Source organism: Sphingomonas sp. BL-S-05 (genome assembly GCF_055521695.1).
Window position 1 is genome coordinate 3,480,965 of the sequence record NZ_CM145499.1, and the last position, 22,413, is coordinate 3,503,377.

The 22,413-nt window shown below is 67.5% G+C and carries 23 protein-coding genes; 10 read left to right on the forward strand and 13 right to left on the reverse strand.

The genetic code is table 11. The features are described 5' to 3' along the window. From ACZ1JS_RS16155 to ACZ1JS_RS16175, 5 genes are read right to left on the reverse strand one after another with little or no spacing between them, the layout of a single operon-like run. Complete coding sequence (locus tag ACZ1JS_RS16155) at positions 1–615, reverse strand: LysE family translocator (RefSeq protein ID WP_465166940.1); 615 nt, start codon at positions 613–615, stop codon at positions 1–3. A gap of 12 nt (positions 616–627) precedes the next feature. Continuing rightward, positions 628–1,206: an ABC-type transport auxiliary lipoprotein family protein gene (locus ACZ1JS_RS16160; protein ID WP_465166941.1), complete on the reverse strand. Its 579-nt coding sequence runs from the start codon at positions 1,204–1,206 to the stop codon at positions 628–630. 23 nt (positions 1,207–1,229) lie between these two features. Next, positions 1,230–2,195, reverse strand: coding sequence for an MlaD family protein (locus tag ACZ1JS_RS16165; protein WP_056453616.1), 966 nt, complete (start codon positions 2,193–2,195; stop codon positions 1,230–1,232). Then, the gene (locus ACZ1JS_RS16170; protein WP_465166942.1) at positions 2,195–3,043 is read right to left on the reverse strand and encodes an ABC transporter ATP-binding protein; all 849 of its coding nucleotides are present in this window, start codon (positions 3,041–3,043) and stop codon (positions 2,195–2,197) included. The genes ACZ1JS_RS16165 and ACZ1JS_RS16170 overlap by 1 nt, the downstream gene beginning before the upstream one ends. Next, a complete protein-coding gene (locus ACZ1JS_RS16175; RefSeq protein ID WP_465166943.1) occupies positions 3,040–4,149 on the reverse strand; it encodes an MlaE family lipid ABC transporter permease subunit in 1,110 nt (369 codons plus the stop codon). Before ACZ1JS_RS16175 ends, ACZ1JS_RS16170 begins: the two co-directional genes overlap by 4 nt. Positions 4,150–4,205: 56 nt before the next feature. Between ACZ1JS_RS16175 and ACZ1JS_RS16180 the strand changes: the two genes are divergently transcribed. Next, on the forward strand, positions 4,206–4,886 hold the full coding sequence (locus ACZ1JS_RS16180; protein ID WP_465166944.1) for an HAD family hydrolase: 681 nt from the start codon (positions 4,206–4,208) through the stop codon (positions 4,884–4,886). Between the two features lie 103 nt (positions 4,887–4,989). Here the strand turns inward: ACZ1JS_RS16180 and ACZ1JS_RS16185 are convergent, their stop codons facing one another. Continuing rightward, complete coding sequence (locus ACZ1JS_RS16185) at positions 4,990–5,433, reverse strand: hypothetical protein (RefSeq protein ID WP_465166945.1); 444 nt, start codon at positions 5,431–5,433, stop codon at positions 4,990–4,992. A 129-nt stretch (positions 5,434–5,562) separates the two neighbouring features. Between ACZ1JS_RS16185 and ppc the strand changes: the two genes are divergently transcribed. Next, complete coding sequence (ppc, locus tag ACZ1JS_RS16190) at positions 5,563–8,238, forward strand: phosphoenolpyruvate carboxylase (protein WP_465166946.1); 2,676 nt, start codon at positions 5,563–5,565, stop codon at positions 8,236–8,238. Positions 8,239–8,457: 219 nt separating this feature from the next. Next, positions 8,458–9,192, forward strand: coding sequence for a MauE/DoxX family redox-associated membrane protein (locus tag ACZ1JS_RS16195; RefSeq protein ID WP_465166947.1), 735 nt, complete (start codon positions 8,458–8,460; stop codon positions 9,190–9,192). A 200-nt stretch (positions 9,193–9,392) separates the two neighbouring features. Here the strand turns inward: ACZ1JS_RS16195 and panC are convergent, their stop codons facing one another. Beyond that, complete coding sequence (gene panC, locus ACZ1JS_RS16200) at positions 9,393–10,232, reverse strand: pantoate--beta-alanine ligase (RefSeq protein ID WP_242119026.1); 840 nt, start codon at positions 10,230–10,232, stop codon at positions 9,393–9,395. A gap of 82 nt (positions 10,233–10,314) precedes the next feature. Here panC and ACZ1JS_RS16205 point away from each other — a divergent pair, with 82 nt between their 5' ends. The 5 genes from ACZ1JS_RS16205 to ACZ1JS_RS16225 all read left to right on the forward strand — a co-directional run bounded on the left by ACZ1JS_RS16205 (position 10,315) and on the right by ACZ1JS_RS16225 (position 14,387). Next, complete coding sequence (locus ACZ1JS_RS16205; RefSeq protein WP_242119027.1) at positions 10,315–11,112, forward strand: division plane positioning ATPase MipZ; 798 nt, start codon at positions 10,315–10,317, stop codon at positions 11,110–11,112. Positions 11,113–11,125: 13 nt separating this feature from the next. Then, positions 11,126–11,380 (forward strand): J domain-containing protein, encoded by a 255-nt coding sequence (locus tag ACZ1JS_RS16210; RefSeq protein ID WP_242119030.1) that lies wholly within the window; start codon positions 11,126–11,128, stop codon positions 11,378–11,380. Between the two features lie 260 nt (positions 11,381–11,640). After that, complete coding sequence (pgmG, locus tag ACZ1JS_RS16215) at positions 11,641–13,008, forward strand: phosphoglucomutase/phosphomannomutase PgmG (protein WP_465166948.1); 1,368 nt, start codon at positions 11,641–11,643, stop codon at positions 13,006–13,008. Positions 13,009–13,236: 228 nt separating this feature from the next. Beyond that, positions 13,237–13,995 (forward strand): exonuclease domain-containing protein, encoded by a 759-nt coding sequence (locus tag ACZ1JS_RS16220; RefSeq protein ID WP_465166949.1) that lies wholly within the window; start codon positions 13,237–13,239, stop codon positions 13,993–13,995. After that, positions 13,992–14,387: a hypothetical protein gene (locus ACZ1JS_RS16225; RefSeq protein WP_465166950.1), complete on the forward strand. Its 396-nt coding sequence runs from the start codon at positions 13,992–13,994 to the stop codon at positions 14,385–14,387. Before ACZ1JS_RS16220 ends, ACZ1JS_RS16225 begins: the two co-directional genes overlap by 4 nt. Before the next feature lie 189 nt (positions 14,388–14,576). Here ACZ1JS_RS16225 and ACZ1JS_RS16230 read toward each other — a convergent pair whose 3' ends face one another. From ACZ1JS_RS16230 to ACZ1JS_RS16245, 4 genes are all read right to left on the reverse strand, one after another. Next, positions 14,577–15,059 carry a DUF1440 domain-containing protein gene (locus ACZ1JS_RS16230; protein ID WP_465166951.1) on the reverse strand — a complete coding sequence of 161 codons (483 nt, stop codon included), beginning with the start codon at positions 15,057–15,059 and terminating at the stop codon, positions 14,577–14,579. A gap of 204 nt (positions 15,060–15,263) precedes the next feature. Next, positions 15,264–15,902: a 2-dehydro-3-deoxy-6-phosphogalactonate aldolase gene (locus ACZ1JS_RS16235; RefSeq protein WP_465166952.1), complete on the reverse strand. Its 639-nt coding sequence runs from the start codon at positions 15,900–15,902 to the stop codon at positions 15,264–15,266. Then, positions 15,899–16,768, reverse strand: coding sequence for a 2-dehydro-3-deoxygalactonokinase (locus ACZ1JS_RS16240; protein ID WP_465166953.1), 870 nt, complete (start codon positions 16,766–16,768; stop codon positions 15,899–15,901). The genes ACZ1JS_RS16235 and ACZ1JS_RS16240 overlap by 4 nt, the downstream gene beginning before the upstream one ends. Next, the gene (locus tag ACZ1JS_RS16245; protein ID WP_440491169.1) at positions 16,759–18,339 is read right to left on the reverse strand and encodes a sodium/sugar symporter; all 1,581 of its coding nucleotides are present in this window, start codon (positions 18,337–18,339) and stop codon (positions 16,759–16,761) included. The genes ACZ1JS_RS16240 and ACZ1JS_RS16245 overlap by 10 nt, the downstream gene beginning before the upstream one ends. Positions 18,340–18,438: 99 nt before the next feature. Here ACZ1JS_RS16245 and ACZ1JS_RS16250 point away from each other — a divergent pair, with 99 nt between their 5' ends. After that, positions 18,439–19,149, forward strand: a complete 711-nt coding sequence (locus ACZ1JS_RS16250) for a FadR/GntR family transcriptional regulator (protein WP_465166954.1) — start codon at positions 18,439–18,441, stop codon at positions 19,147–19,149. 62 nt (positions 19,150–19,211) lie between these two features. Here the strand turns inward: ACZ1JS_RS16250 and fghA are convergent, their stop codons facing one another. After that, positions 19,212–20,051: an S-formylglutathione hydrolase gene (gene fghA, locus ACZ1JS_RS16255; RefSeq protein ID WP_465166955.1), complete on the reverse strand. Its 840-nt coding sequence runs from the start codon at positions 20,049–20,051 to the stop codon at positions 19,212–19,214. A 102-nt stretch (positions 20,052–20,153) separates the two neighbouring features. Here fghA and ACZ1JS_RS16260 point away from each other — a divergent pair, with 102 nt between their 5' ends. After that, complete coding sequence (locus tag ACZ1JS_RS16260; RefSeq protein WP_465166956.1) at positions 20,154–20,702, forward strand: pseudouridine synthase; 549 nt, start codon at positions 20,154–20,156, stop codon at positions 20,700–20,702. A 123-nt stretch (positions 20,703–20,825) separates the two neighbouring features. On the opposite strand, the gene ACZ1JS_RS16265 is transcribed toward ACZ1JS_RS16260, so the two are convergent. Next, positions 20,826–22,256 carry a sigma-54-dependent transcriptional regulator gene (locus ACZ1JS_RS16265; protein ID WP_465166957.1) on the reverse strand — a complete coding sequence of 477 codons (1,431 nt, stop codon included), beginning with the start codon at positions 22,254–22,256 and terminating at the stop codon, positions 20,826–20,828. Between the last annotated feature and the right edge of the window lie 157 nt (positions 22,257–22,413).

Consider the following 22,413-nt stretch of genomic DNA (forward strand, 5'->3'; position numbering starts at 1 on the left):
TCAGGCGCGGGAGGCGAGGAGCGCTGCGCCGAAGCCGATGAAGATGCCACCGGTCGCGCGGTCGAACCAGCGGCGGACGCGTGGGCGGGTCAGATGGCGGGCGAGCGACCGTCCGCCGATCGCATAGGCCGCGTACCACAGGCATTCGACCAGCGCGAAGGTCGCGACGAGGATCGCGAACTGCACCGGCTGCGAGCCGTTCGGATCGACGAATTGCGGGAGGAAGGCGGTGGCGAACAGCAACAGCTTGGGATTGCTGATCCCGACCAGAAAGCCGCCCCGGAACAGGTGACGCGACGGGATGGCGTCAGCAGCGACGTCGATCGGTGCCGATCGCGCGGTGATCGCGCGATAGCCCAGCCATGCCAGATAGGCGGCACCGGCATAGCGCAGCACGTCGAACAGGCCCGGCACCGCCGTCAGCAGCGCCGCCAATCCCGCCGCCGATGCCGCAAGCACCCCGACGAGCGCGGTCAGGCAGCCCGCCATCGCCGGCAGCGCGCCGCGCCAGCCGAGCGAGACGCTGCGGGTCAGGACATGCAGCATGTTCGGACCAGGGGTGCCACACAGCACGACCACCGCGGCGACGAACAACAGCCAGCTATGCAGTGCCATGGCGGTGCGGGATCAGCCCCGGACCCAGTCGGCGACGGCGGTGGCGACGTTGTTCGCAGCTTGGTTGATCGCCGGACCCACGCTGTTCGCGTCGATCGTCGCGACCGGCGCACGGGCTTCGAAGCGGCGCTTTTCGAAGGCGGTCGATCCGGCGCGTTGCAGGGTGGCGTCATAGACGACGACGGCTTCGCTGCGTCCGGCGTCGATGCCGAATTCGCGCAACTCGCCGGTCAACTGAGCGCCCGGATCGGCAAAGCCCTGCCGCGTGCTGAGCACCACCATGTTCGCCCGCGACGTCAGCGTGTCGGACAACAGCCGGGCGAACAGGCGCGCCGGCGGTTCGACCCATTGCGCTTCCTTGACATAGGCGATGCTGGTCGCGCTCGACTGCACCGGCACGCGGGTCACCGCCAGTTCCTGGGGCACGACCGGGACCTGCACCGTGATCGAACGTGCCTGCGCCGAGCTTTGCGTCGCGCCGGCCGCGATCGGGGCGGCGGGGGCCAATGTCAGCAGTGCAGGCGGCGGTTCGGCACCGAAGCGGATGCACCCGGCAAGCGGCAGGAGCAGCAGAACCGACAGCTTCTTCATGGCGTGCATCCTCGTCTTCCGCATCACTTCTTGGGGTCGTAGTCGGGCAGCTTCGAGCGGCCGACCAACGCGGTCGCGCCACCCTGATCGACCTTTTCCGCGACCGAGGCGAGCGCACCGGTCATCGCGCGCAGGTCGCCGACCAGCTGGTTGACCTGGGGGATCGTTTGCTTGCTGAACGCCTGCAGCCCCGGCTTCGCATCGCCGATCGCTTCATTCAGCGTGTCGGCGCTCTTCTGCGCGCTGGCGATGGTGCGGTTCAATTGCTGGATCGTCGGCTGGATATCATTGGCCAGCACGCCGTTGGTCGTCGCCGCCAGTTCGCCGATCTGTTGCGACGCGATGCCGGCACGCTGGATCGCGACGCGCGTCTCGGCCAGCGTCGCGGCGATTTCCGGCCCGCGATCGGCCAGCGCGTCGGTCAGCCGGTTGGTGCTGTCGAGGATCGCGGCGATCGAGTTCTGGTTGCGGTCGGACAGGACGTCGGCCAGCCGCTCGGTCAGCGTCGTGACGCGCTCGAGCAATTGCGGCGCCGAACTGAGCAGCGCGGCGACCCCGCCGGCTTTGGGCGGAATGACCGGCACGCCCATCGGGCACGATTGTTCGGCGTTGGTCTCCGGACAGGTGATCGGCGGCGCACCCTTGACCGCGCCATCGAGCGTGATCGTCGACACGCCGGTGAAGCTGCCGACGATCGTCGCGGTCGTGCCGAGCAGGACCGGGGTCTCGTCCTTCACCTTGATGCGGACGCGGACGAATTGCGGGTCCTTCGGCCACAGCGCGATATCCTCGACCTGGCCCGAGGGTACGCCCGAAAAGGATACCGGCGACCCCTTGGCCAGGCCATCAACGGCCTGTTTGAAGAAGACGTCATATTCCTTTTCGCGGCCGCCACCGACACGGGCCAGCCACACGGTGAACAGCGCCAGCATGACCAGCAGGATCAGCACCACCGCGCCGACAAGGACATGGTTCGACCGGGTTTCCATCAGCGCCTCTGGGCTTGCAGCGAGGCCGGTTCTGCGCCGGCGTCGCGGTCGTGGTCACGGGCGGCGATGCGTTCCTGCGCATCGGTCGCGGCGCGGCCACGGGGTCCGTTGAAATATTCCTGGATCCATGGATGGTCCAGCGCGAGCAGTTCGTCGATCGTGCCGACGGCGATGACCTTCTTGTCGGCCAGCACCGCCACGCGGTCGCAAATGGCGTACAGCGTGTCGAGGTCGTGGGTGATGATGAAGACAGTCAGCCCCAGCGTCTTTTGCAGCGACGCGGTCAGGTCGTCGAACGCCGCCGCACCGATCGGGTCGAGCCCGGCGGTCGGTTCGTCGAGGAACAGCAACTGCGGGTCGAGCGCGAGCGCGCGGGCGAGACCGGCGCGCTTCTTCATGCCGCCCGACAACTCGCTGGGATATTTCGGCCCGGCATTGGCGGGCAGGCCGGTCATCACGACCTTGTACCCGGCAAGCTCGTCGAGCAGGGCGGGTTTGAGTTTCGGGTAGAATTCCTTGAGCGGCACCTGCACGTTTTCGGCCACGGTCAGGGTCGAGAACAGCGCGCCGCCCTGGAACAGCACGCCCCATTTCTTGCGGATCTCGGTCGCTTCGGTTTCCTCGCGGCCGATCGTGTTTTCGCCGAAGACCTCGATCGTGCCGGCGGCAGGCGTCTGGAGGCCGATGATCGAGCGCATCAGCACCGACTTGCCGGTGCCCGATCCGCCGACCACGCCAAGGATCTCGCCCCGCCGCACGTCGAGGTCGAGATTGTCGTGGATGACCTGATCGCCGAACTGGTTCTTCAGGCCGCGCACGCGGATGATGGCGTCGTTGTCGTCGCTCATATCCAGCCGATCCATGCGAAGAAGATGGCGAAGAAGGCGTCGAGTACGATCACGAGGAAGATCGCCTGCACCACGGCGGCGGTGGTGCGACCGCCAACCTGTTCGGCGTCGCTTTCGACCTGCATTCCGTGGAAACATCCCGAGATGCCGATGATCGCGCCGAACACCGGAGCTTTGATGAGCCCGATATAGAGGTCGGTGATCGGCACGACTTCGCGGATGCGCGTGACGAAGGTGATCGGCGGAATGCCAAGCTGCGCCCAGCTGAGCAGGCCGCCGCCGATGATCGCGATGATCGAGGCATAGAAGCCGAGCAGCAGCATCATCACGATCGCGGCGATGACGCGCGGCAGGACCAGCGCTTCCATCGGCGACACGCCGATCGTGCGCATCGCGTCGATCTCCTCGGTCAGCTTCATCGTGCCGAGCTGCGCGGCGAAGGCCGAACCGGAGCGCCCCGCGACCATGATCGCGGTCATCAGCACGCCCAGTTCGCGGAACGTCAGCCGCCCGATCAGGTTGATTGTGAACACCTCCGCGCCGAACTGGCGAAGCTGCACCGCGCCCTGTTGCGCGATGACCATGCCGATCAGGAAGCTCATCAGCCCGATGATGCCGAGCGCCGAGACGCCGACGACCTCGAATCGCTGGACCGTCGCGTTGAAGCGGAACCGCTTGGGATGGCGCAGCACGTTCAGGAAGGCGAGGACGGTCGCGCCCATGAAGCCGAGCAGGCCGAGCAGCTGCCGCGCGCTGCCGCTCACCGCCTCCCCGATTTCCTCGAGCACGCGCAGCGGGGGGCTGAGCGCCTTTTCCTTGCGGACGACGGGATCGTCGGCGGCGGCGACCTGATCGAACAGATGCCGGCTGTCGTCGTTCAGCCCCTCGATCGCAACGTCGCGGTCGCGGGCGAAGCGATGGACCAGCCACGCGCCGACCGTGTCGATGCGATCGACCTGCGACAGATCGATGCGACTCACCCGGCCGTCGAACGCGCCCAATCGTTCGGGCAGGTCGCCGACATGGGCAAGCGACAGATTGCCGGTGAAGCGCAGCACGTCGCCGCCATCGGCCCGGTCGTGCGAAAAATCGGCGGAAGCGCTCATCGCCACCATCCATCGGCGATTTGCCGCGTCGCGGCAAGGTGGTACGCGCCTTTCCCATGCGCCACCGCGATCTCGCCATCTACGACATGGACAAGACCATCACCCGCGTCGCGACGTGGACGCCGTTCCTGCGCCATGCGTTGAAGGAACGGGGGCGGGGGGCTTTGTGGCTGCTGCCGATCGCGGGGATCGCCGTCACCGGCTATGTCCTGCGCCTCTATGGTCGCGACCGGTTGAAGGAGATGACCCACCGGCTGGTGCTGGGCCGTGCGGTGCCGGGCGAACGGCTGGCCGATACGGCGCGCGCCTTTGCCCGGGCGACGGTCGCCACCGGGCTGCTCGATGGCGCCCGCGCGCGGATCGAGGCCGACCGGGCCGAGGGGCGGATGCTGGTGCTCGCTACCGCATCCTACCGATTCTACGCACAGGAGATCGCCGCGCTGCTCGGCTTCGATGCGGTGATCGCGACCAATTGCGCCGAGGAGACCGGCGGCAATGTGCTGGCGCGGATCGATGGCGAGAATTGCTACGGCGCGGCCAAGCTGCGCGCGATCGAGGCATGGGCCGCCGAACAGGGGATCGCGCGCGGCGATGTCGCGGTGCGGTTCTACAGCGATCATGTCTCCGACGCGCCGGTGTTCGATTGGGCCGACGAACCGTTCCCGGTCAACGCCCATGCCCCGCTGAAGGCGCTGGCGCGCAAGAAAGGCTGGCCGGTGCTCGACTGGCGCGACTGACGCGGGGGCGGGCTGGGTCAAGATGACGGCGGAGGTCCTGAAAGACGGTTCGCCGGGATAAACGTTACGCGCGGCGAACGGTTCAACGCCGATTGCGTACAGACTATCTTTTCGGGCTGCTCAGCCGCTTGGCATTGGCGGTAGCCTTGGCATGGATCGGGGTCAGCGCCCGCCCGCCCGCACCGATCATGCCTGCGGTCAGCCGCATCGCCCGGTCCTGTCCGGCGGCGATCCGGCGCGCGGAGGGCACGCGGCCGGCGGTGCCGAGCGACCATGCGTCCTGCATCGTCTGCATCCACAGCCCCTGCATCGCCGCCATGTCCTTTGCCAGCGAATCGCCGGCCTTTGAAAATGCCTGCGCCTTTTCGGTGACCATGCCGGTCAGTTCGACATGATCGGCGGTCCACGGATTGCGCATGCCGGCATCGATCATCGGCATCCGCCGGTCGATAACGACGGCGGAGGCGGCCATCGTCTCCCACAGGCGCAGCCCGGTCTGCGCGGCATCGGTCCACATCTGCCACCACAGGGTCATCGGCGTCGTCATCGGCTCTTCCTTCGAACGGTCCGCCGCGGATCGATTGCAGCGCCGCCGCTGTACGCGACGGGCGATCTTTGCGCCATGTCGCTTATCGTGCCTTGACCCGCATCCTGCCGCATTGCAGCAAGTGTGCCCATGACGACTCTGCCCCCGATCACGAACAATCCCGACATCCGCTTTCTCGGCCGGCTGCTCGGTGACGTCATCCGCACCTATGGCGGGGAGGCGCTGTTCAAGCGGATCGAGCATATCCGATCGACCTCGGTCGACCGGCATCGCGGGGTGGCGGGGGCCGATACGATCGACCTCGGGCTCGACAGCCTCAGCCTCGACGACACCATCGCGTTCGTCCGCGGGTTCATGATGTTCTCGATGCTCGCCAATCTGGCCGAGGATCGGCAGGGCATCGCCGCCGAACCGGGCGCCGATGTCGCCACCGCGATCGAGAAGCTGGCAGGCGAGGGCATTGGCCGTGACGCGGTGCTGGCGTTGCTCGATCATGCGCTGATCGCGCCGGTGCTGACCGCGCACCCGACCGAGGTGCGGCGCAAGTCGATGATCGACCACAAGAACCGCATCGCCGACCTGATGCTGCTGAAGGATCAGGGCGCCGATGAGACGCCGGAGGGCGACCGGGTCGACGAAGCGATCCTGCGCCAGATCGCGCTGTTGTGGCAGACCCGCGTCCTGCGCCGCGAGCGGCTGTACGTCGCCGATGAGGTCGAGACCGCTTTGAGCTATCTGCGCGACGTGTTCCTGCCGACGCTGCCCGCGCTCTATGCGCGGTGGGAGCGGGTGCTGGGCCAGCGGCCGCCCTCGTTCCTGAAGCCCGGTAGCTGGATCGGCGGCGACCGCGACGGCAATCCGTTCGTCGATGCCGACGCGATGCGGCTGGCGCTGGCCAAGGCGGCCGAGGCGGTGCTCGGCTATTATCTCGACCAGCTCCATAGCCTGGGTGCCGAACTGTCGATCTCGACCGAACATGTGACGGTCGACGAGGCGATCGCCGCGCTGGCCGACCGGAGCGGCGACAATGCGCCGAGCCGGGCCGACGAACCGTTCCGCCGGGCGATCAGCGGAATCTATGCGCGCCTCGCCGCGACCCATCAGAAGCTGACCGGCAAGGTCGCACCGCGCCCCGGCAATCTGACCGGCGAACCCTATGCCGATCCGGCGGCATTCCGTGCCGATCTCGCGGCCCTGGCGCGCGGGCTGGTGCAGGAGGGCAATGGTCCGCTGTCGACCGGCGGCGCGCTCGGACGGCTGATCCGCGCGGTCGAGACATTCGGCTTCCATCTCGCCACGCTCGACATGCGCCAGAACAGCGTGATCCACGAAAGCGTCGTCGCCGAGCTGCTCAAGGTCGCCGGTGTCGAGGCCGACTATAAGGCGCTGGACGAGGAGGCGCGCGTCGAACTGCTGCGCCGCGAACTGCAAAGCCCACGCCCGCTGACCAGCCCCTATGCCGATTATTCGGAGCAGACCGCGTCCGAACTGGCGATCCTGCGCGCCGCCGCCGACGCCCATGCCCGCTACGGTCGCGAATGCATCCGCCATTATATCGTGTCGATGGCGCAGTCGGTGTCCGACCTGCTCGAAGTGCATCTGCTGCTGAAGGAATCGGGGCTGTACGTCCCGGGCGAGCCGCCACAGGCGCATATCATGGCGATCCCGCTGTTCGAGACCGTCGCCGATCTGGAGGCCGCGCCCGCGATCATGACCCGCTGGCTGGCGCTGCCCGAAGTGGCGGCCATCGCGCAGGCACGCGGCCATCAGGAAGTGATGATCGGCTATTCCGATTCGAACAAGGATGGCGGCTACCTCACCTCGACCTGGCAATTGTCGAAGGGGTCGACGGCGCTGGCGCCGGTGTTCGAGGAAGCCGGCATCGGCATGCAGTTGTTCCACGGGCGCGGCGGCGCGGTGGGGCGCGGCGGCGGGTCGTCCTTCGCTGCGATCCGCGCGCAGCCGCACGACACGGTGCAGGGCCGCATCCGCATCACCGAACAGGGCGAGGTGATCGCCGCTAAATACGGCACGCGCGACAGCGCGGTGACGAATCTGGAGGCGATGACGTCGGCGACGCTGCTCGCCAGCCTCGAACCCGACTCGCTGAACCCGGCCGATGCGGCGCGGTTCGCCGCCGCCATGGACGCGCTGTCGGACACCGCGTTCAAGACCTATCGCGGCCTCGTCTACGGCACCGACGGCTTCACCACCTTCTTTCGACAGGCGACGCCGATCGCCGAGATCGCCGGCCTCAAGATCGGATCGCGCCCGGCGAGCCGGAAGAAGTCCGACGCGATCGAGGATCTGCGCGCCATCCCGTGGGTGTTCAGCTGGGCGCAGGCGCGGATCATGCTGCCGGGCTGGTACGGGGTCGGCGCGGCGCTGCAATCCTTCGACGACAAGGGGTTGCTGCGCGAGATGGCAAGCGCATGGCCGCTGTTCGCCGCGACGCTGGCCAATATGGAGATGGTGCTGGCCAAGTCCGACATGAACGTCGCGGCGCGCTATGCCGGGCTGGTCGAGGACAAGGCGCTGTCGGAGGCGATCTTCGGCCGGATCCGCGACGGCTGGCAGGCGACGCATGACGGGTTGCTGTCGGTCACCCGCCAGACGCGGCTGCTGGAGAAGAGTCCGGCGCTCGAAGCATCGATCCGGTTGCGCACGCCCTATATCGAACCGCTCAACCTGCTGCAGATCGAACTGCTCAAGCGGCACCGCGCGGGCGAGGCCGATGCGCGGATCGGCGAGGGAATCCTGTTGTCGATCAATGCGATCGCTACGGCGCTGCGCAATAGCGGCTAGGCCAAAGTTCACGAAGTTCACACTCGTGCGCTATTTGTGTGGTTTCGGTTTCCGCCGGTCCGTCTTCCCGCGAAGGCGGGGCGCGGTTGTCGTCGGCGACGTCCCGCCAGCCAAACCATGTCAAAGAGCCTGCCGAGCATGGCATTCGTCCCCGCTGTAGGAAAGCCGGACGTGCAGGTGCCGCCGCGCCTCCCCATATAGCGGACGAAAGGAGCCGTGATGGCCAGGACCGCTACCTTGTACCGCATGGTGATGCCCGACCATGTCTGCCCGTTCGGGCGGCGGGCGCTCGATCTATTGCGGCGGCATGGATTTACGGTCGACGACCGGCATTTGACGACGCGCGCCGAGGTCGATGCGTTCAAGGCCGAGCATGGTGTCAAGACCACGCCGCAGACCTTTATCGACGGACAGCGGATCGGCGGGCATGACGATCTGCGCCGCCATTTCGGGCTGAAGGTCCGCGATCCCAAGGCGACGACCTATGCCCCGGTCGTGGCGATCTTTGGCATGGCGGCGGCGATTGCGCTGGCGGCAAGCCATTCGGCGTTCGGCGACGCGCTGACCATGCGGGCGGGCGAATGGTTCGTCGGCATTGCCATGTGCCTGTTATCCTTGCAGAAGCTGCGCGATATCGATGGCTTCGCCAATGGCTTTCTGGGCTACGACCTGCTGGCGCAGCGGGTGGTGCGCTATGCATGGGTCTATCCATGGGCGGAGGGGCTGGCGGGGGTGCTGATGATCGCCGGCGCGTTGCTGTGGATCGCGATTCCGGTCGCGCTGGTGATCGGGACGGTCGGCGCGGTGTCGGTGGTGAAGGCGGTCTATATCGACAAACGCTCGCTCAAATGCGCGTGTGTCGGCGGGAACAGCAACGTGCCGCTGGGCTTCGTGTCGCTGACCGAGAATCTGCTGATGGTCGCAATGGCCGTGTGGATGCTGGTTCAGGTTTGAGAGGAAGAAGGGTTTGATCGCGCAGAGGCGCGAAGGGCGCAAAGGGTTGTGTTTCTGGCAACTGGACCGCGACCGGTAGACCTCGCGAGCGGCGGCAACCGGTTTGGAAGGCCGCTGCCGCGGAGAACATTGCGTAGAACGCGACCCCTTTGCGCCCTTTGCGCCTCTGCGCGAACAATCACTTGGTGTGCATGCAGCGTCTACTCGAAAGTCACCGCGATATTGTCGATCAGCCGCGTCGTGCCGATCCGCGCGGCCGCCAGCAGCCGGGCGGGGCGGCCGCGAATGGGGGCGGTCAGCGTTTCGGCGTCGACCAGCGTCACGTAATCGGGATCGAAGCCGGCGCGGGTCAGCGTCGCGATCGCCGCCGCCAGCGCGGTCGCCGGATCGTCGCCGCGCTCGATGCCACGCTTCGCCTCGCCCAGCGCGCGCGGCAGGGCGACGGCACGGGCGCGTTCGGTTTCGTCGAGATAGATGTTGCGCGACGACAAAGCGAGGCCGTCATCCTCGCGCTGCGTCGGGACGCCGACGATCTCGGGCGTCAGGTGCAGGTCGGCGGTCATGCGGCGGATGACCGCCAGTTGCTGGAAATCCTTTTCGCCGAACAGCGCGACCGCCGGGCGGACCTGCCCGAACAATTTGCTGACGACCGTTGCGACGCCATCGAAATGGCCGGGGCGGTGCGCGCCGTCGAGCACTTCGCTGACGCCCGCGACGCTGACATTGGTGGCAAAGCCCGCCGGGTACATTTCCTCGACCTCGGGCGCCCACAGGATGTCGACGCCCGCCTCGGACAGCATCTGCGCATCGGCGGCCTCACGCCTTGGATAGCGCGCCAGATCCTCGTTCGGGCCGAACTGCTTGGGATTGACGAAGATCGACACGACGACCCGGGCCGCGCGGCGGCGCGCGGCATCGACCAGCGCCATATGGCCGGCATGGAGCGCGCCCATGGTCGGGACCAGCGCAACGCCTTCCCCCGCCTGGGTAAACTGGTCGAGCGCTTCGCGAAGCACCTCCAACCGACGTATAATTTGCACGGCCGATGGCCCTTCGATATGGGTGGGGGAGGCGGCTGTACTGGATCAGGCCGCCCGGGATCAACAAGGTTGGGTTGCGCGCTTGGACGAAGGTTCGGATCGGTTGCACGTCATCGTGTTCGCCAACGAGAAGGGCGGCACCGGCAAGTCGACGACGGCAGTGCATGTCGCCATCGCATTGGCGGCAAAGGGCGCGCGCGTCGCGTGCTTCGACCTCGACCATCGCCAGCGGACGCTGGGCCGCTATCTCGACAACCGGGCGGAAACGATCAAGCGCACCGGCCGCAACCTGCCGATGCCGATCTACGACACGCATGATGGCGAGAGCATGACGCGCTTCAACGACGCGCTCGGCCGGTTGGGTGAGAATGCCGAATTCCTCGTGATCGACACGCCGGGCCGCGACGATCGCTTCGCGCGGATCGCGGTGACCAATGCCGATACGCTGGTCACGCCGATGAACGACAGCTTCGTCGATTTCGATCTGATCGGACAGGTCGATCCCGACACGTTCAAGGTGACGCGGCCGAGCTTCTATTCCGAACTGATCTGGGAAACGCGCAAGCATCGCGCGAAGATCGACGGGTCGACGATCGACTGGGTCGTGCTGCGCAACCGGCTGCAGCATATCGAGGCGCGCAACATGCGCCGCGTGTCGGAGGCGATCAATTCGCTGTCGAAGCGCGTCGGCTTTCGCGTGACGCCGGGCCTGTCCGAACGCGTCGTCTATCGCGAACTGTTCCCGTCGGGGCTGACCATGCTCGACCGCAACGAATTCGGCGAGATGGGGCTGTCGCATGTCGCGGCGCGGCAGGAATTGCGCGAGATGATGGGCGGGTTGCAACTGCCCGAACCGCTCGGCGCGCCGACCGCGATCTGACGTTCCGGGCGCGATGCTCAAGTTCGTCCTGATCGTCGCGATGATCCTCGCCTTCTGGCTGTGGCTGCGCGCCAAGCCGAAGAAAGTGGGCGGCGAGGCGGAGGCACGTGCGATCCTCGGCGTCGGCAAGGATGCGAAGGCGGGCGAAATCCGCGCCGCGCACCGGCGGCTGATGCAGGCGGTCCATCCCGATCGCGGCGGGTCGGCCGATCTGGCGCGGCGGATCAACGCGGCGCGGGATGTGCTGCTGGGGCGGCTGCGGCATTGAGCCGCTGTTCGAAGGTAAGAAGATAGTTGTTCGCGCAGAGGCGCAGAGGCGCGGAGAGGTTGCGGTCGGCGCAACGCCACCAGCGCCGGCGGCCTAGTCGTCTGGTCTGAACTTTGCAGAAGGTCTCCCGGTCGCGGGTGCTTCGCGACAAGCGCAACCTCTCTGCGCCTTTGCGCCTCTGCGCGAACCGTTTCTTTTCCCTACTCTCCGTCGCCGCTTCGACCTAAACCCGTCCGCCTTGTAATGGCGAGGATACCGGCATGGCCCATGACTTCCACCCCAGTTCGCTGCGCGAATACGACATTCGCGGGGTCGTCGGGCGGACGCTGGGGACGGCCGACGCGAATGCGATCGGGCGCGGCTTTGCGACGCTGGTGCGGCGCGCGGGCGGAACGCGGGTCCTGGTCGGGCGCGACGGGCGGCTGTCGTCGCCCGAGCTGGAGGCGGCGCTGGTCGCCGGGCTGACCGCCAGCGGGGTGGACGTGGTGCGCATCGGCCTTGGCCCCACGCCGATGCTCTATCATGCCGAAGCGATGCTGGAGGTCGATGGCGGTATCCAGATCACCGGCAGCCATAATCCGTCCGATTACAATGGCTTCAAGATGGTGTTGCAGCACCGTCCGTTCTTTGGCGACGATATCCAGCGGCTGGGCGCGATGGCGGCGGCGGGCGACTGGGACGAGGGTGCGGGGACCGTCACCGACCATGACCATGTCGATGCCTATGTCGGACGGTTGATGGCCGGCTATGCCGGGGGCAGCTACCGCATCGGCTGGGATACCGGCAGTGGTGCTGCGGGGCCGGTGATCGAGCGACTGGTGGCGCTGTTGCCCGGCGAACATCACCTGCTGTTCACCGAGGTCGATGGCCGTTTCCCGCATCATCACCCTGACCCGACCGAGGAAGCCAATCTGGTCGACCTGAAGCGGCTGGTCGTCGAAAAGGGGCTCGATTTCGGGTTGGCGTTCGACGGCGATGGCGATCGGATCGGGGCGGTCGACGGACGGGGGCGGACGCTGTGGGGCGATCAGTTGCTGATGCTGCTCGCCGAGCCGCAACTGCGCGAGACGCCCGGCGCGACGATTATTGCGGACGTGAAGGCCAGCCAGCTGCTGTTCGACCGCATCGCCGAACTCGGCGGCACGCCGTTGATGTGGAAGACCGGGCACAGCCCGATGAAGACCAAGCTGCTGGAAACCGGCGCGCCGCTCGCCGCCGAAATGTCGGGGCATGTGTTTTTCGGCGGCGATGATTACGGGTTCGACGACGCGCCCTATGCGGCGGTGCGACTGATCCGTGCGATCCACTTGAGCGGGCGGTCGCTGACCGAATTGCGCGATGCGATGCCCGAAATGGCGACCACGCCCGAACTGCGCTTCACTGTCGACGAGACGCGCAAGTTCGCGGTGGTCGACGAAGTACTGGCGCGGCTGGCGGCGGCGGGGGCGCAGGTCGACACCACCGATGGCGCGCGGGTGACGACGGCCGACGGATGGTGGCTGCTGCGCGCCTCGAACACGCAGGACGTGCTGACCGCGCGGGCGGAGGCACGGACCGAGGAAGGGCTGGCGCGGTTATTGGGTGAGGTCGACGCGCAACTGGCGGCGTCGGGGGTGGTGCGGAGGTAGCTGGTTGGTTCGCGCGAAGGCGCGAAGGGCGCAAAGGGGTTTCGCGTAGCCGCTCCGTATTGCGCTTTCCGCGGGCGAAGCGGTCTGCCGTTCGCGCCGGCCATGCCCAGCACGCAACCTCTTGGCGTCCTTTGCGCCTTTGCGCGAACCCACTCTTTCCTTCTTTCAAACCGGACCCTCACCGCCCCCGGGGTGGCATTTTCGGCCCTAAAGCGCCATTTGTGCCCCATGGCGCAACCGCAGATCATCCGTGTCGTCGACCTCGAAACCACCGGGCAGGCTCCCCCCGCGCATGGCGTGTGCGAGGTCGGCTGGCAGGACGTGGCGCTGGGCGAGGACGGGCGCTGGGAGCTGATGGGCGAGGGCGGACAGCATTTCGTCAATCCCGGCCGCCCGATCCCGCCGGTGACGCAGGCGGTGCATCACATCCTCGACGAACAGGTCGCCGATGCGCCGTGGTGGCAGGATATCGCCCGCCGCGTGCTCGACCCCTACCCCCGTCGCGTGGCGCTGGCGGCGCATCGTGCGGATTTCGAACAGAAATTCTGTACTGCGCAGCTGACGCACGGGGCCGACTGGATCTGCACGTGGAAATGCGCGCTGCGGTTGTGGCCGGACAGTCCGGGCTTTTCGAACCAGATGCTGCGCTACTGGCGCAAGCCGCAGGGCATGGAGCATGAACGCGGGCTGCCGGCGCATCGGGCGTTTCCCGATGCCTATGTCACCGCCTTCCACCTGCGCGACATGCTGAACGAGGCGTCGATCGCGCAGTTGCTCGAATGGTCGCGCCTGCCGGGACTGTTGCCGCGGGTGCGCTATGGCCCCGATCGCGGGCGTGCCTGGACCGAGATCGACGATGATTCGCTCGACGGGTTCCTGACCGACCGCGACGAGGATGTCCGCTTTACCGCCGAAACCGAACTGGCGCGGCGGCAGGGCGGCGGCGAGATCAAGCCTCGCAGCCGTAACGACTGGCTGCTGCTGTGACCCGGACCGCGATGCAGGTGGTGCGGGTGCATTGCCCGGTGTCCGGCAATGTCCTCGCGCGGTTGCAGGTGGGCGAGACGGCGGCGCTGGGCGACGATCCGGTGCTGGTCGGGGTGGTCGGCGTGATCCGGGGCAGCGACGTGCTGGGCGCGATCGGCCCGTATCGCGGGGTGTTCGAACTGGGTTTCGGGCTGGAGAGCTTCGTGCCCGGCGTGGAGGCGGTGCCGACTACCGGGCGGGCCGGCGAGGCGGCGGTCGTGCCGACGGTGGTGGTGAAGACCTATGCGGCGATGGGTATGGATATCGATGCCGAACTGGCGGCGATCGCGGCGGTGCACCCGTGGGAGATTCCGGTGATCGAGGTCGGGATGGTGGAGATGGTCGGGCGGTAGGTTTGCCCTCACCTGTCCTACTTACCCGTTCGGTTCGAGCAGCTTCGAGCGAAGTCGAGAAGCGTCCGTCGAGAACGCCCCGTTTGGGGCAACCCCTTCTCGACTTCGGTTCTCGACAGGCTCGAACCTGCGCTCGAAGCAAACGGCTGGGGGGGGCGGCTCGAACCGAACGGAAGGGGGGAGGGGGGCCTATCCCTGCCGCCCGCCTAGCAGCGACCGTGCCCCTTCCAGCGACACCCCGAACACCAGATGCGCCAGCGCGCCATAGGCGTGGGTCGCGGCGGACGTGTCCCATGGTGCCGATCCCAGCCCCGCCGCCGGTACCGCCGCTTCGTCGAGCAGCGCGGAGGTGGCAATGCCGTACAGGCTGCCGAAGCCGCTCGCAGCACCCGGCCGATATTCGGTGAGCACGCCGTACAGCCCGCCCAGCGCCGCGCCGGTGAGATAATGCACCGCCTGTCCCGCGGGGGCGCGATAGGCGTCGGGCACGCGCGTGCCGGTGGTGGCGAGTGCGACCTTGTCGGCGGCCTTCACCGTCGCGGGATCGTCGTCGCCCTGGTCCTGTCCCATCGGCTTGGCGGCGACCGACTGGAACGCGGCCATCGCGGCGGAGGCGATCAGGCCGGCGGCGATCCCGGCGAACAGGCCGAGGACGGGGCGGGGGTGCGACATAAGCGGTGCTCCGACAAGGGGGGGAGCGAGGCAAACGGTCGAGGGGGCGGGGGTTTCCCTCAAGTCCCGCGTCCGTACGGAACGGCTTGTCCCGGCGTTGGCGGGGATCCAGAGCCGCAAACAGTGCGCTGTTTGGCGCTGGACCCCCGCCGGCGCGGGGGTACGGGTTCTGCGAGGAAGACGGTCCGCGCTTTGACGAAAGGCTTACTTCTCCAGCGCGTTCCACGCCGCGACGAACGCCCGCGCGCGTTCGCCGACCGTGTCCGCGTCCATGCCGGGCACGTACAGCGCCGAACCAAGACCATAGCCCGCCGCCCCCGCCTTGTGCCAGTCGGCCAGCACCGACGGCACGATGCCGCCGACCGGCAGCATCCGCACGTCGCGCGGCAGCACGGCGCGCATCGCCTTCATCACTGCCGGGCTGGCCGCTTCGGCGGGGAAGAGCTTCAGCGCGGCGGCACCGGCTTCCAATGCGGCAAAGGCTTCGGTCGGGGTCGCGATGCCGGGCATCGCCACCAGTCCCCGCTCGGCCGCGGCCGAAATCACGGCGGTGTTGGCGTTGGGCGAGATGATGAGCGTGCCGCCGGCCGCCTCGACCCGTTCGACCTGTTCGACGGTCAGCACGGTGCCCGCACCGACCGCGGCATAGCCCTCCAGCTTCTTCGACAGGCGGGTGATGCTCTCATAGGGATCGGGCGAGTTGAGCGGCACTTCGACGATGGTGAAGCCGGCATCGATCAGCGCGTCGCCGATCGCCTCCACCTCGTGCGGCTGCACGCCGCGTAGGATCGCGACCAGCGGGCAACGGGCAAAGGCGGCGTCGAAGGCGGACAAATGGCTCATGCGGACAACTTTCGGATATGGGTGATACCGGCGATAAAGGCATGCTCGCACCCGCTGACAATGGCGCGGCCGCCCAGCGTCTCGATCGCGGTGGCATAGAGGGTGGCGAGATCGCCGTCGGCGACCAGATGGACGTCGCGGCCGTCCCCGATGCGTGCGGCGACGTCGCTGCCGATCAGCACACCGCTGGCATAGGACGCGGCGTTCGATTCGTTGCGGAGGCCAAGGACGTGCGAGGCGCGGATGCCGAACAGGCTGGCGGCAAGGTCGCGCTTCGCCCCTTCACGGACGCCTTCGCGGAAGGCGTCGGCAGCGGTGACCGGCGCGGCAAGTTGTGGCGCGAGCACGCCGCCGCCCTTCAGCAGCGCGAACAGCTCGCCGGTCATCGCGGTGGTGAAGGCGGTGACCTTGCCCCCGGTCAGCTCGACCCATTTGCAATGGGTGCCGGGCTGACAGAGCAGCGCGTCCGCCGGCACCTGTCCGGCGAGCGCCGCACCGAGCAACTGCACCTCCTCGCCGCGCATCACATCGCCAAGATCGCCGTCGATGAAGGACAGGCCGGGCACGATCGCGGTACGGTCGTCGATCCAGGTGAGGTGCGCGGCGATATCGGCGATATCGGCGGGGACCGCGACATAGGGCGCGACCTGCCAGCCGATCGTCGATCCGACCATGCCGGCCATCAGCACCGGCAAGTCGCCCAATTCCGCCCGGATCGCCGCCAGTTCTTGCGGATAGTCGTCCGCCGCCATCGCCGACACGCCCTTGGGCGACTTGACCACGGCGGCGATGCGGCCATCCTCCAGCCGGTAGGCGCGGCGGTTGGTGGTGCCCCAGTCGAGGGCGATGAACGGGCTCACCACCATGTCGCGTACAGCGCGATGAGGATCAGGATGACGCCCAGACCGGCGACGTTGAACCCGGTCGAGGTGCCGAACGACACGCCCTGCATGGTGATGCGATTGGCGTCACCGCGCCCCTTCACCGCCAGCGACAACAGGATGGCGAGGCCGAGGCTGAGCAGGAACACGATGCCCATCCGGTCCATGAACGGGATGCCCGGCGCGAAGCTGCGGAACAGGTATGACAGCACGACCGAGGCGATCGCCGCGCCGATCGCGCCGGCTTCGGTCGCGCGCTTCCAGAACAGGCCGAGCAGGAAGATCACGGTGATCCCCGGCGTGAAGAAGCCCGAAAATTCCTGGATGAACTGGAATGCCTGATCCGCACCGCCCAGCAGCGGCCGGGCGGCGACGATCGCGATCAGGATGGCGATCGTCGCGGCGATGCGGCCGATGCGGACCAGCTTGCGTTCCTGTCCGGCATCCATCTGCCCGCTCTCACTCGTGCGCTTGGCATAGAGGTCAAGCGTGAAGATCGTCGCGATCGAATTGATCTTCGACGCGGTCGACGCGATGATCGCGGCGATCAGGGCGGCGAAGACGAGGCCGAGCAGGCCCGAGGGCAGCAGCCGCATCATCGTCGGATAGGCTTCGTCGGGCTTGGCTAGGTCGGGCGCCAGCAGCACCGCCGCCATGCCCGGCACGACGATCACCAGCGGCATCAGCAGCTTCAGGAACGCCGCGAACACGATGCCCTTCTGCGCCTCGGGCAGCGACTTGGCGGCCAGCGCGCGCTGGATGATATATTGGTTGAAACCCCAATAGCTGAGGTTAGCGATCCACATGCCGCCGATCAGCACCGACAGGCCCGGCAAATCCTTGTAGAAGGGATTGTCGGGGGTCAGGATCATCTGGAACTTTTCGGGCGCGCGACGGGTCAGTTCGTGGAAGCCGCCCACGACCCCGGCATCGCCGCCGATCTGCGACAGCGTGAGGTAGGAGATGGTGAGGCCGCCGAATACCAGCAGCGTGACCTGCACGATGTCGGTCAGCGCCACCGCCTTCAGCCCGCCGCGCAGCTGGTAGAGCAACGCGAACAGGCCGAGGCCGATCAACGCCACCGTCTGGTCGACGCCCGCGACCTGCGTCACCGCGATCGAGCCGAGCCAGATGATGCTGGTCAGGTTCACGAACACGTACAGCGCCAGCCAGAATACCGCCATCAGCGTGCGGATCGACGGGCCGTACCGCTGTTCGAGGAACTGCGGCATCGTGTAGATTTCGTTGCGCAGGAAGATCGGCAGGAAGAATTTGCCGACGATCAGCAGCGTCAGCGCCGCCATCCATTCGTACGAGGCGATGGCGAGGCCGATCGCATAGCCAGAGCCAGCCATGCCGACGATCTGTTCGGCCGAGATGTTGGCCGCGATCAGCGACGCGCCGATCGCCCACCATGGCAGCGACTTGGATGCGAGGAAATAGTCGGAGCTATCCTTCTGATGCCCCCCCTTGTCGCGGCTCACCCATTGCGCGAGGCCGAAAATGCCGATCGCATAGATGACCACGACGATCAGATCGATCGTCGACAGACGCATGATGTCCTCCCCGCCCACTGGCTTTTGGAGGCGGACAATTATACGACGAATGCAATGTGTCCAGTGCCAAGCGGCACGGACGAACCGAAAGGAGACGGGATGGCAGCGCGGATGAGCGGAATGCCCGGCGGCAATTTGACCCGCACGACGCTCGACACGCTCGGTCGCGCGATCGTCACCGGCGAATATGACGAAACGCCGTTCCCGACCGAAGCCGAGATCGGCAAGGCGCATGGCATCAGCCGGTCGGTGACGCGCGAGGCGGTGAAGATGCTGACCGCGAAGGGGCTGGTCAGCGCCCGCCCGCGCCAGGGGACGGTGGTCCGCCCGGCGGCGGCATGGAATTTGTTCGACCCCGATGTCCTCCACTGGCTGCTCGACCGCAAATTCTCGGTCGAGCTGTTGCGCCAGTTCAACCAGCTGCGCGTCGCGATCGAACCCGAAGCGGCGGCACTGGCGGCGGTGGCGGCGGACGATGACGATCAGGCGCGGATCGCCGATGGCCTTGCGCGGATGGCGGCGGCGGAACGCGGCGAGGACGATCCGCTGGAGGCCGATATCGACTTCCACGTCGCGATCCTGCTCGCCGCCAAGAACCCCTTCTACGCGCAGTTCCGCGAGATGGTGGCGACCGCGCTCAACACCTCGATCCGCTTCACCAACACCATCGTCGGCCGCTCGGCCAGCGTCGAACAGCATGCGGCGGTGGCGGAGGCGATTGCCGCACGCGATCCGATCGCGGCGCGGGGCGCGATGCGCGCGCTGATCGGCGACGTGCTCGACCTGATCGACGCGCGGGGGGCGGGGTGAGGCACTCCGGCACGTTCTGCCGTACCCCCGCCTCCGCGGGGGTACGGTGTGCGTCTCGCAGGCTATTTCAACCGCGCGCCATGCCACCGCACATGATCGGCCATGAAGGTCGAGATGAAATGATAGCTATGGTCGTATCCCGGCTGCATCCGCAGCGTGCAGTCGATCCCGGCGTCCGCGCATGCCGTGGCCAGCAATTCCGGGCGTAGCTGCTCGGCCAGGAAATTGTCGGCATCCCCCTGATCGATCAAGATTTCCTTTACCCGCGCCCCATCCTCGATCAGCGCGACCGCATCCGCTGCGCGCCATGCCGAACGGTCGTCGCCGAGATAGCCGCCCAGCGCCTTTTCCCCCCAAGGCACCTGCGACGGCGCGACGATCGGCGCGAAGGCGGAGATTGAGCGAAAGCGGTCGGGGTTGCGCAAGCCGATGGTCAGCGCCCCATGCCCGCCCATCGAATGGCCGGTGATCGACTGACGACTGCAATCGAGCATCGGGAATTCGGCGGTGACCAGCGCGGGCAGTTCGTCCTCGATATAGGAGCGCATCCGATAATGTTGCGCCCATGGATCCTCGGTCGCATCGACATAGAAGCCTGCGCCCAGCCCGAAATCCCACGCGCCCTCCGGATCGTCGGGCACGCCCTCGCCACGTGGCGAGGTGTCGGGCGCGATGAAGGCGATGCCCGCCGCGGCGCACGCCGCGCGATATTCGCCCTTGTCGGTGACATTGGCGTGGGTGCAGGTCAGCCCCGACAGATACCACAGCACCGGCGCCCGCTGCCCCGGCTCCAGCGGCGGCACGAACACCGAAAAGGTCATGGTCGTGCCGGTCGCGGTCGATTCGTGGGAATAGACGCCCTGCGTACCGCCATGGGCGCGCGCGGTCGAAACGGTCTTCATGGGGTTCTCCACCGATGGTGTGCAGGGGCTACAGGATAGGGACGGTTCGCGGCAACATCCGGTTCCTCTCGACAGCGCGGGGCGGATCGCCGACAGGGCGGCATGGCGCGGCTGATCCTGCTCAACAAACCCTATGGCGTGCTGTCGCAATTCTCCGATCGCGGGACCGGCGGCGCCCGCGCGACGCTGTCGGACCATGTCGCGGTGCCGGGCGTCTATCCGGCCGGGCGGCTCGACCGCGATAGCGAAGGGTTGCTGTTGCTGACCGACGATGGCGGTCTGCAGGCACGCATCGCCGATCCGCGGTTCAAGCTCGCCAAGACCTATTGGGTGCAGGTCGAGGGGGCGCGCGACGACGCGGCACTCGACCGGCTGCGGCGCGGGGTGACGCTGAACGACGGACCGACCCGCCCGGCCGAGGTCGCCGCGATCGATCCGCCCGCATTATGGGAGCGGGTGCCGCCTGTGCGCTTCCGCAAGACCGTGCCCGATCACTGGCTGTCGATCACCATCCGCGAAGGCCGCAACCGGCAGGTGCGGCGGATGACCGCCGCGGTCGGCCTGCCGACGCTGCGGCTGGTTCGGTGGCAGGTCGGCGGGTGGACGGTCGAGGGACTGGCCCCGGGGGAATGGCGCGAGGTGTCGGCGTAAGCTCCGACTTCTGGGGGGCAGCCGTATCCCCGCGCAGGCGGGGATCCAGGGTTACGGAGCGCAACGCCTGCCGCTCGGGATCCCCGCCTGCGCGGGGATACGGTGCTGGAACCGTGTCCGGCCTCACGCCGCGCTTTGGTCGATCCCCAGTTCGCCCAGCTTGCGATACAGCGTCGAGCGCCCGATCCCCAGCCGCCGGGCGACTTCGGTCATGCGGCCGCGATAATGACCGATGGCGAGGCGGATGACGTCGGCCTCGATCTCCTCCAGCATGCGCAGATTGCCGTCGGGGCGGAACAAGGTCACCCCGCCCGCCATGTCGTGGCGCTGGACCAGTGTCACCGGCGGCGGCGCCTCGCCCTGCGCGATCTGCGCGATCTGCGGGAAGTCGCCACGGGTCAGCGCGTCGCCCTCGCACAGCACCGCCGCACGGAACAGCGCGTTCTGCAACTGGCGAACATTGCCCGGCCAGCCATAGCTGTCGAGCAGCGTGATCGCATCGTCGGTAATGCCCAACTGGCGCAGCCCCGGCTGCTGCGCGATCCGCGCCAGCAGATGGCGGGCGAGCGCCGGAATGTCGCCGCGCCGTTCGCGAAGTGGCGGGATCGTCACCTGCACGACGTTCAGCCGGTAATAAAGGTCCTCGCGGAACCGGCCGGCCTCGACCTCGGCCATCAGCGTCTTGTTGGTCGCGGCGATCACGCGGACATCGACCTCGCGCGTGGTGCGCGCGCCGACCGACTGGATCTCGCCCGATTGCAGCACGCGCAACAGCTTGACCTGCGTCTCGAACGGCATCTCGCCGATTTCGTCGAGAAAGATGGTGCCGCCGTCCGCCTCCTGGAACCGGCCGGCCTTGCGTTCGAATGCGCCGGTGAACGCGCCCTTTTCATGGCCGAACAGCTCGCTTTCGACCAGATTGGCGGCGATCGCGCCGCAATTGACGCGCACCATCGGCTTGCGGGCACGCGGGGAGGCGGCGTGGATCGCCTCGGCGACGACTTCCTTGCCGACGCCGCTTTCGCCCTCGATCAGCACCGGCACGCGGGCGCGCGCCGCCTTGGCCGCGATGGCCAGCGCGGCGCGGAATTGCGGGGCCGATCCGACGATCTCGTCGAACGCCAGCGTCATCGACAGTTTCTCGGTCAGCGGGCGCAATTCGCCGTGGCCGCTCGCTCCCGCCGCCGCTTCCAGCGCGGCGAGCAGCCGTTCGGCGGCCAGCGGCTTGACCAGAAAGTCGCTCGCCCCGGCCCGCATCGCCGCCACCGCGCCGGCAACCGATTCGTTGGCGGTAAGCATGAGGATGGCTAGCGTCGGCCGCGCGGCCCGCAGATCGGCGATCAGCGTCAGCGCATCGGCGTCGGGCGACCAATGGTCGATCAGCACCGCATCGAGCGCCAGCCCATCGGGTGTGTTCAGCATGGCCAGCGCCGCCCGCGCATCGTTCGCGAACACCGTCCGCCAGCCGCGCCGCCCCGCGATCGCACCGACCAGCCGGCGCTGGGCCGGTTCGTCGTCGATCACCATCAGCACTCGCTGTCCGTCTCGCGTCATTGCTGTTCCTACGTCCCTGCCGTCCCGGATCGACACCGTCTTGCGCCGAGGGGCGTAAAATTCGCCTTAAGACGGTAATCAAAACCGTCGTGGGCGGTGCGGGGCTTGTTCTTGGTCCAACCTGCGTTAGAGTTGTCTGAACGACGCTGTATGGAGA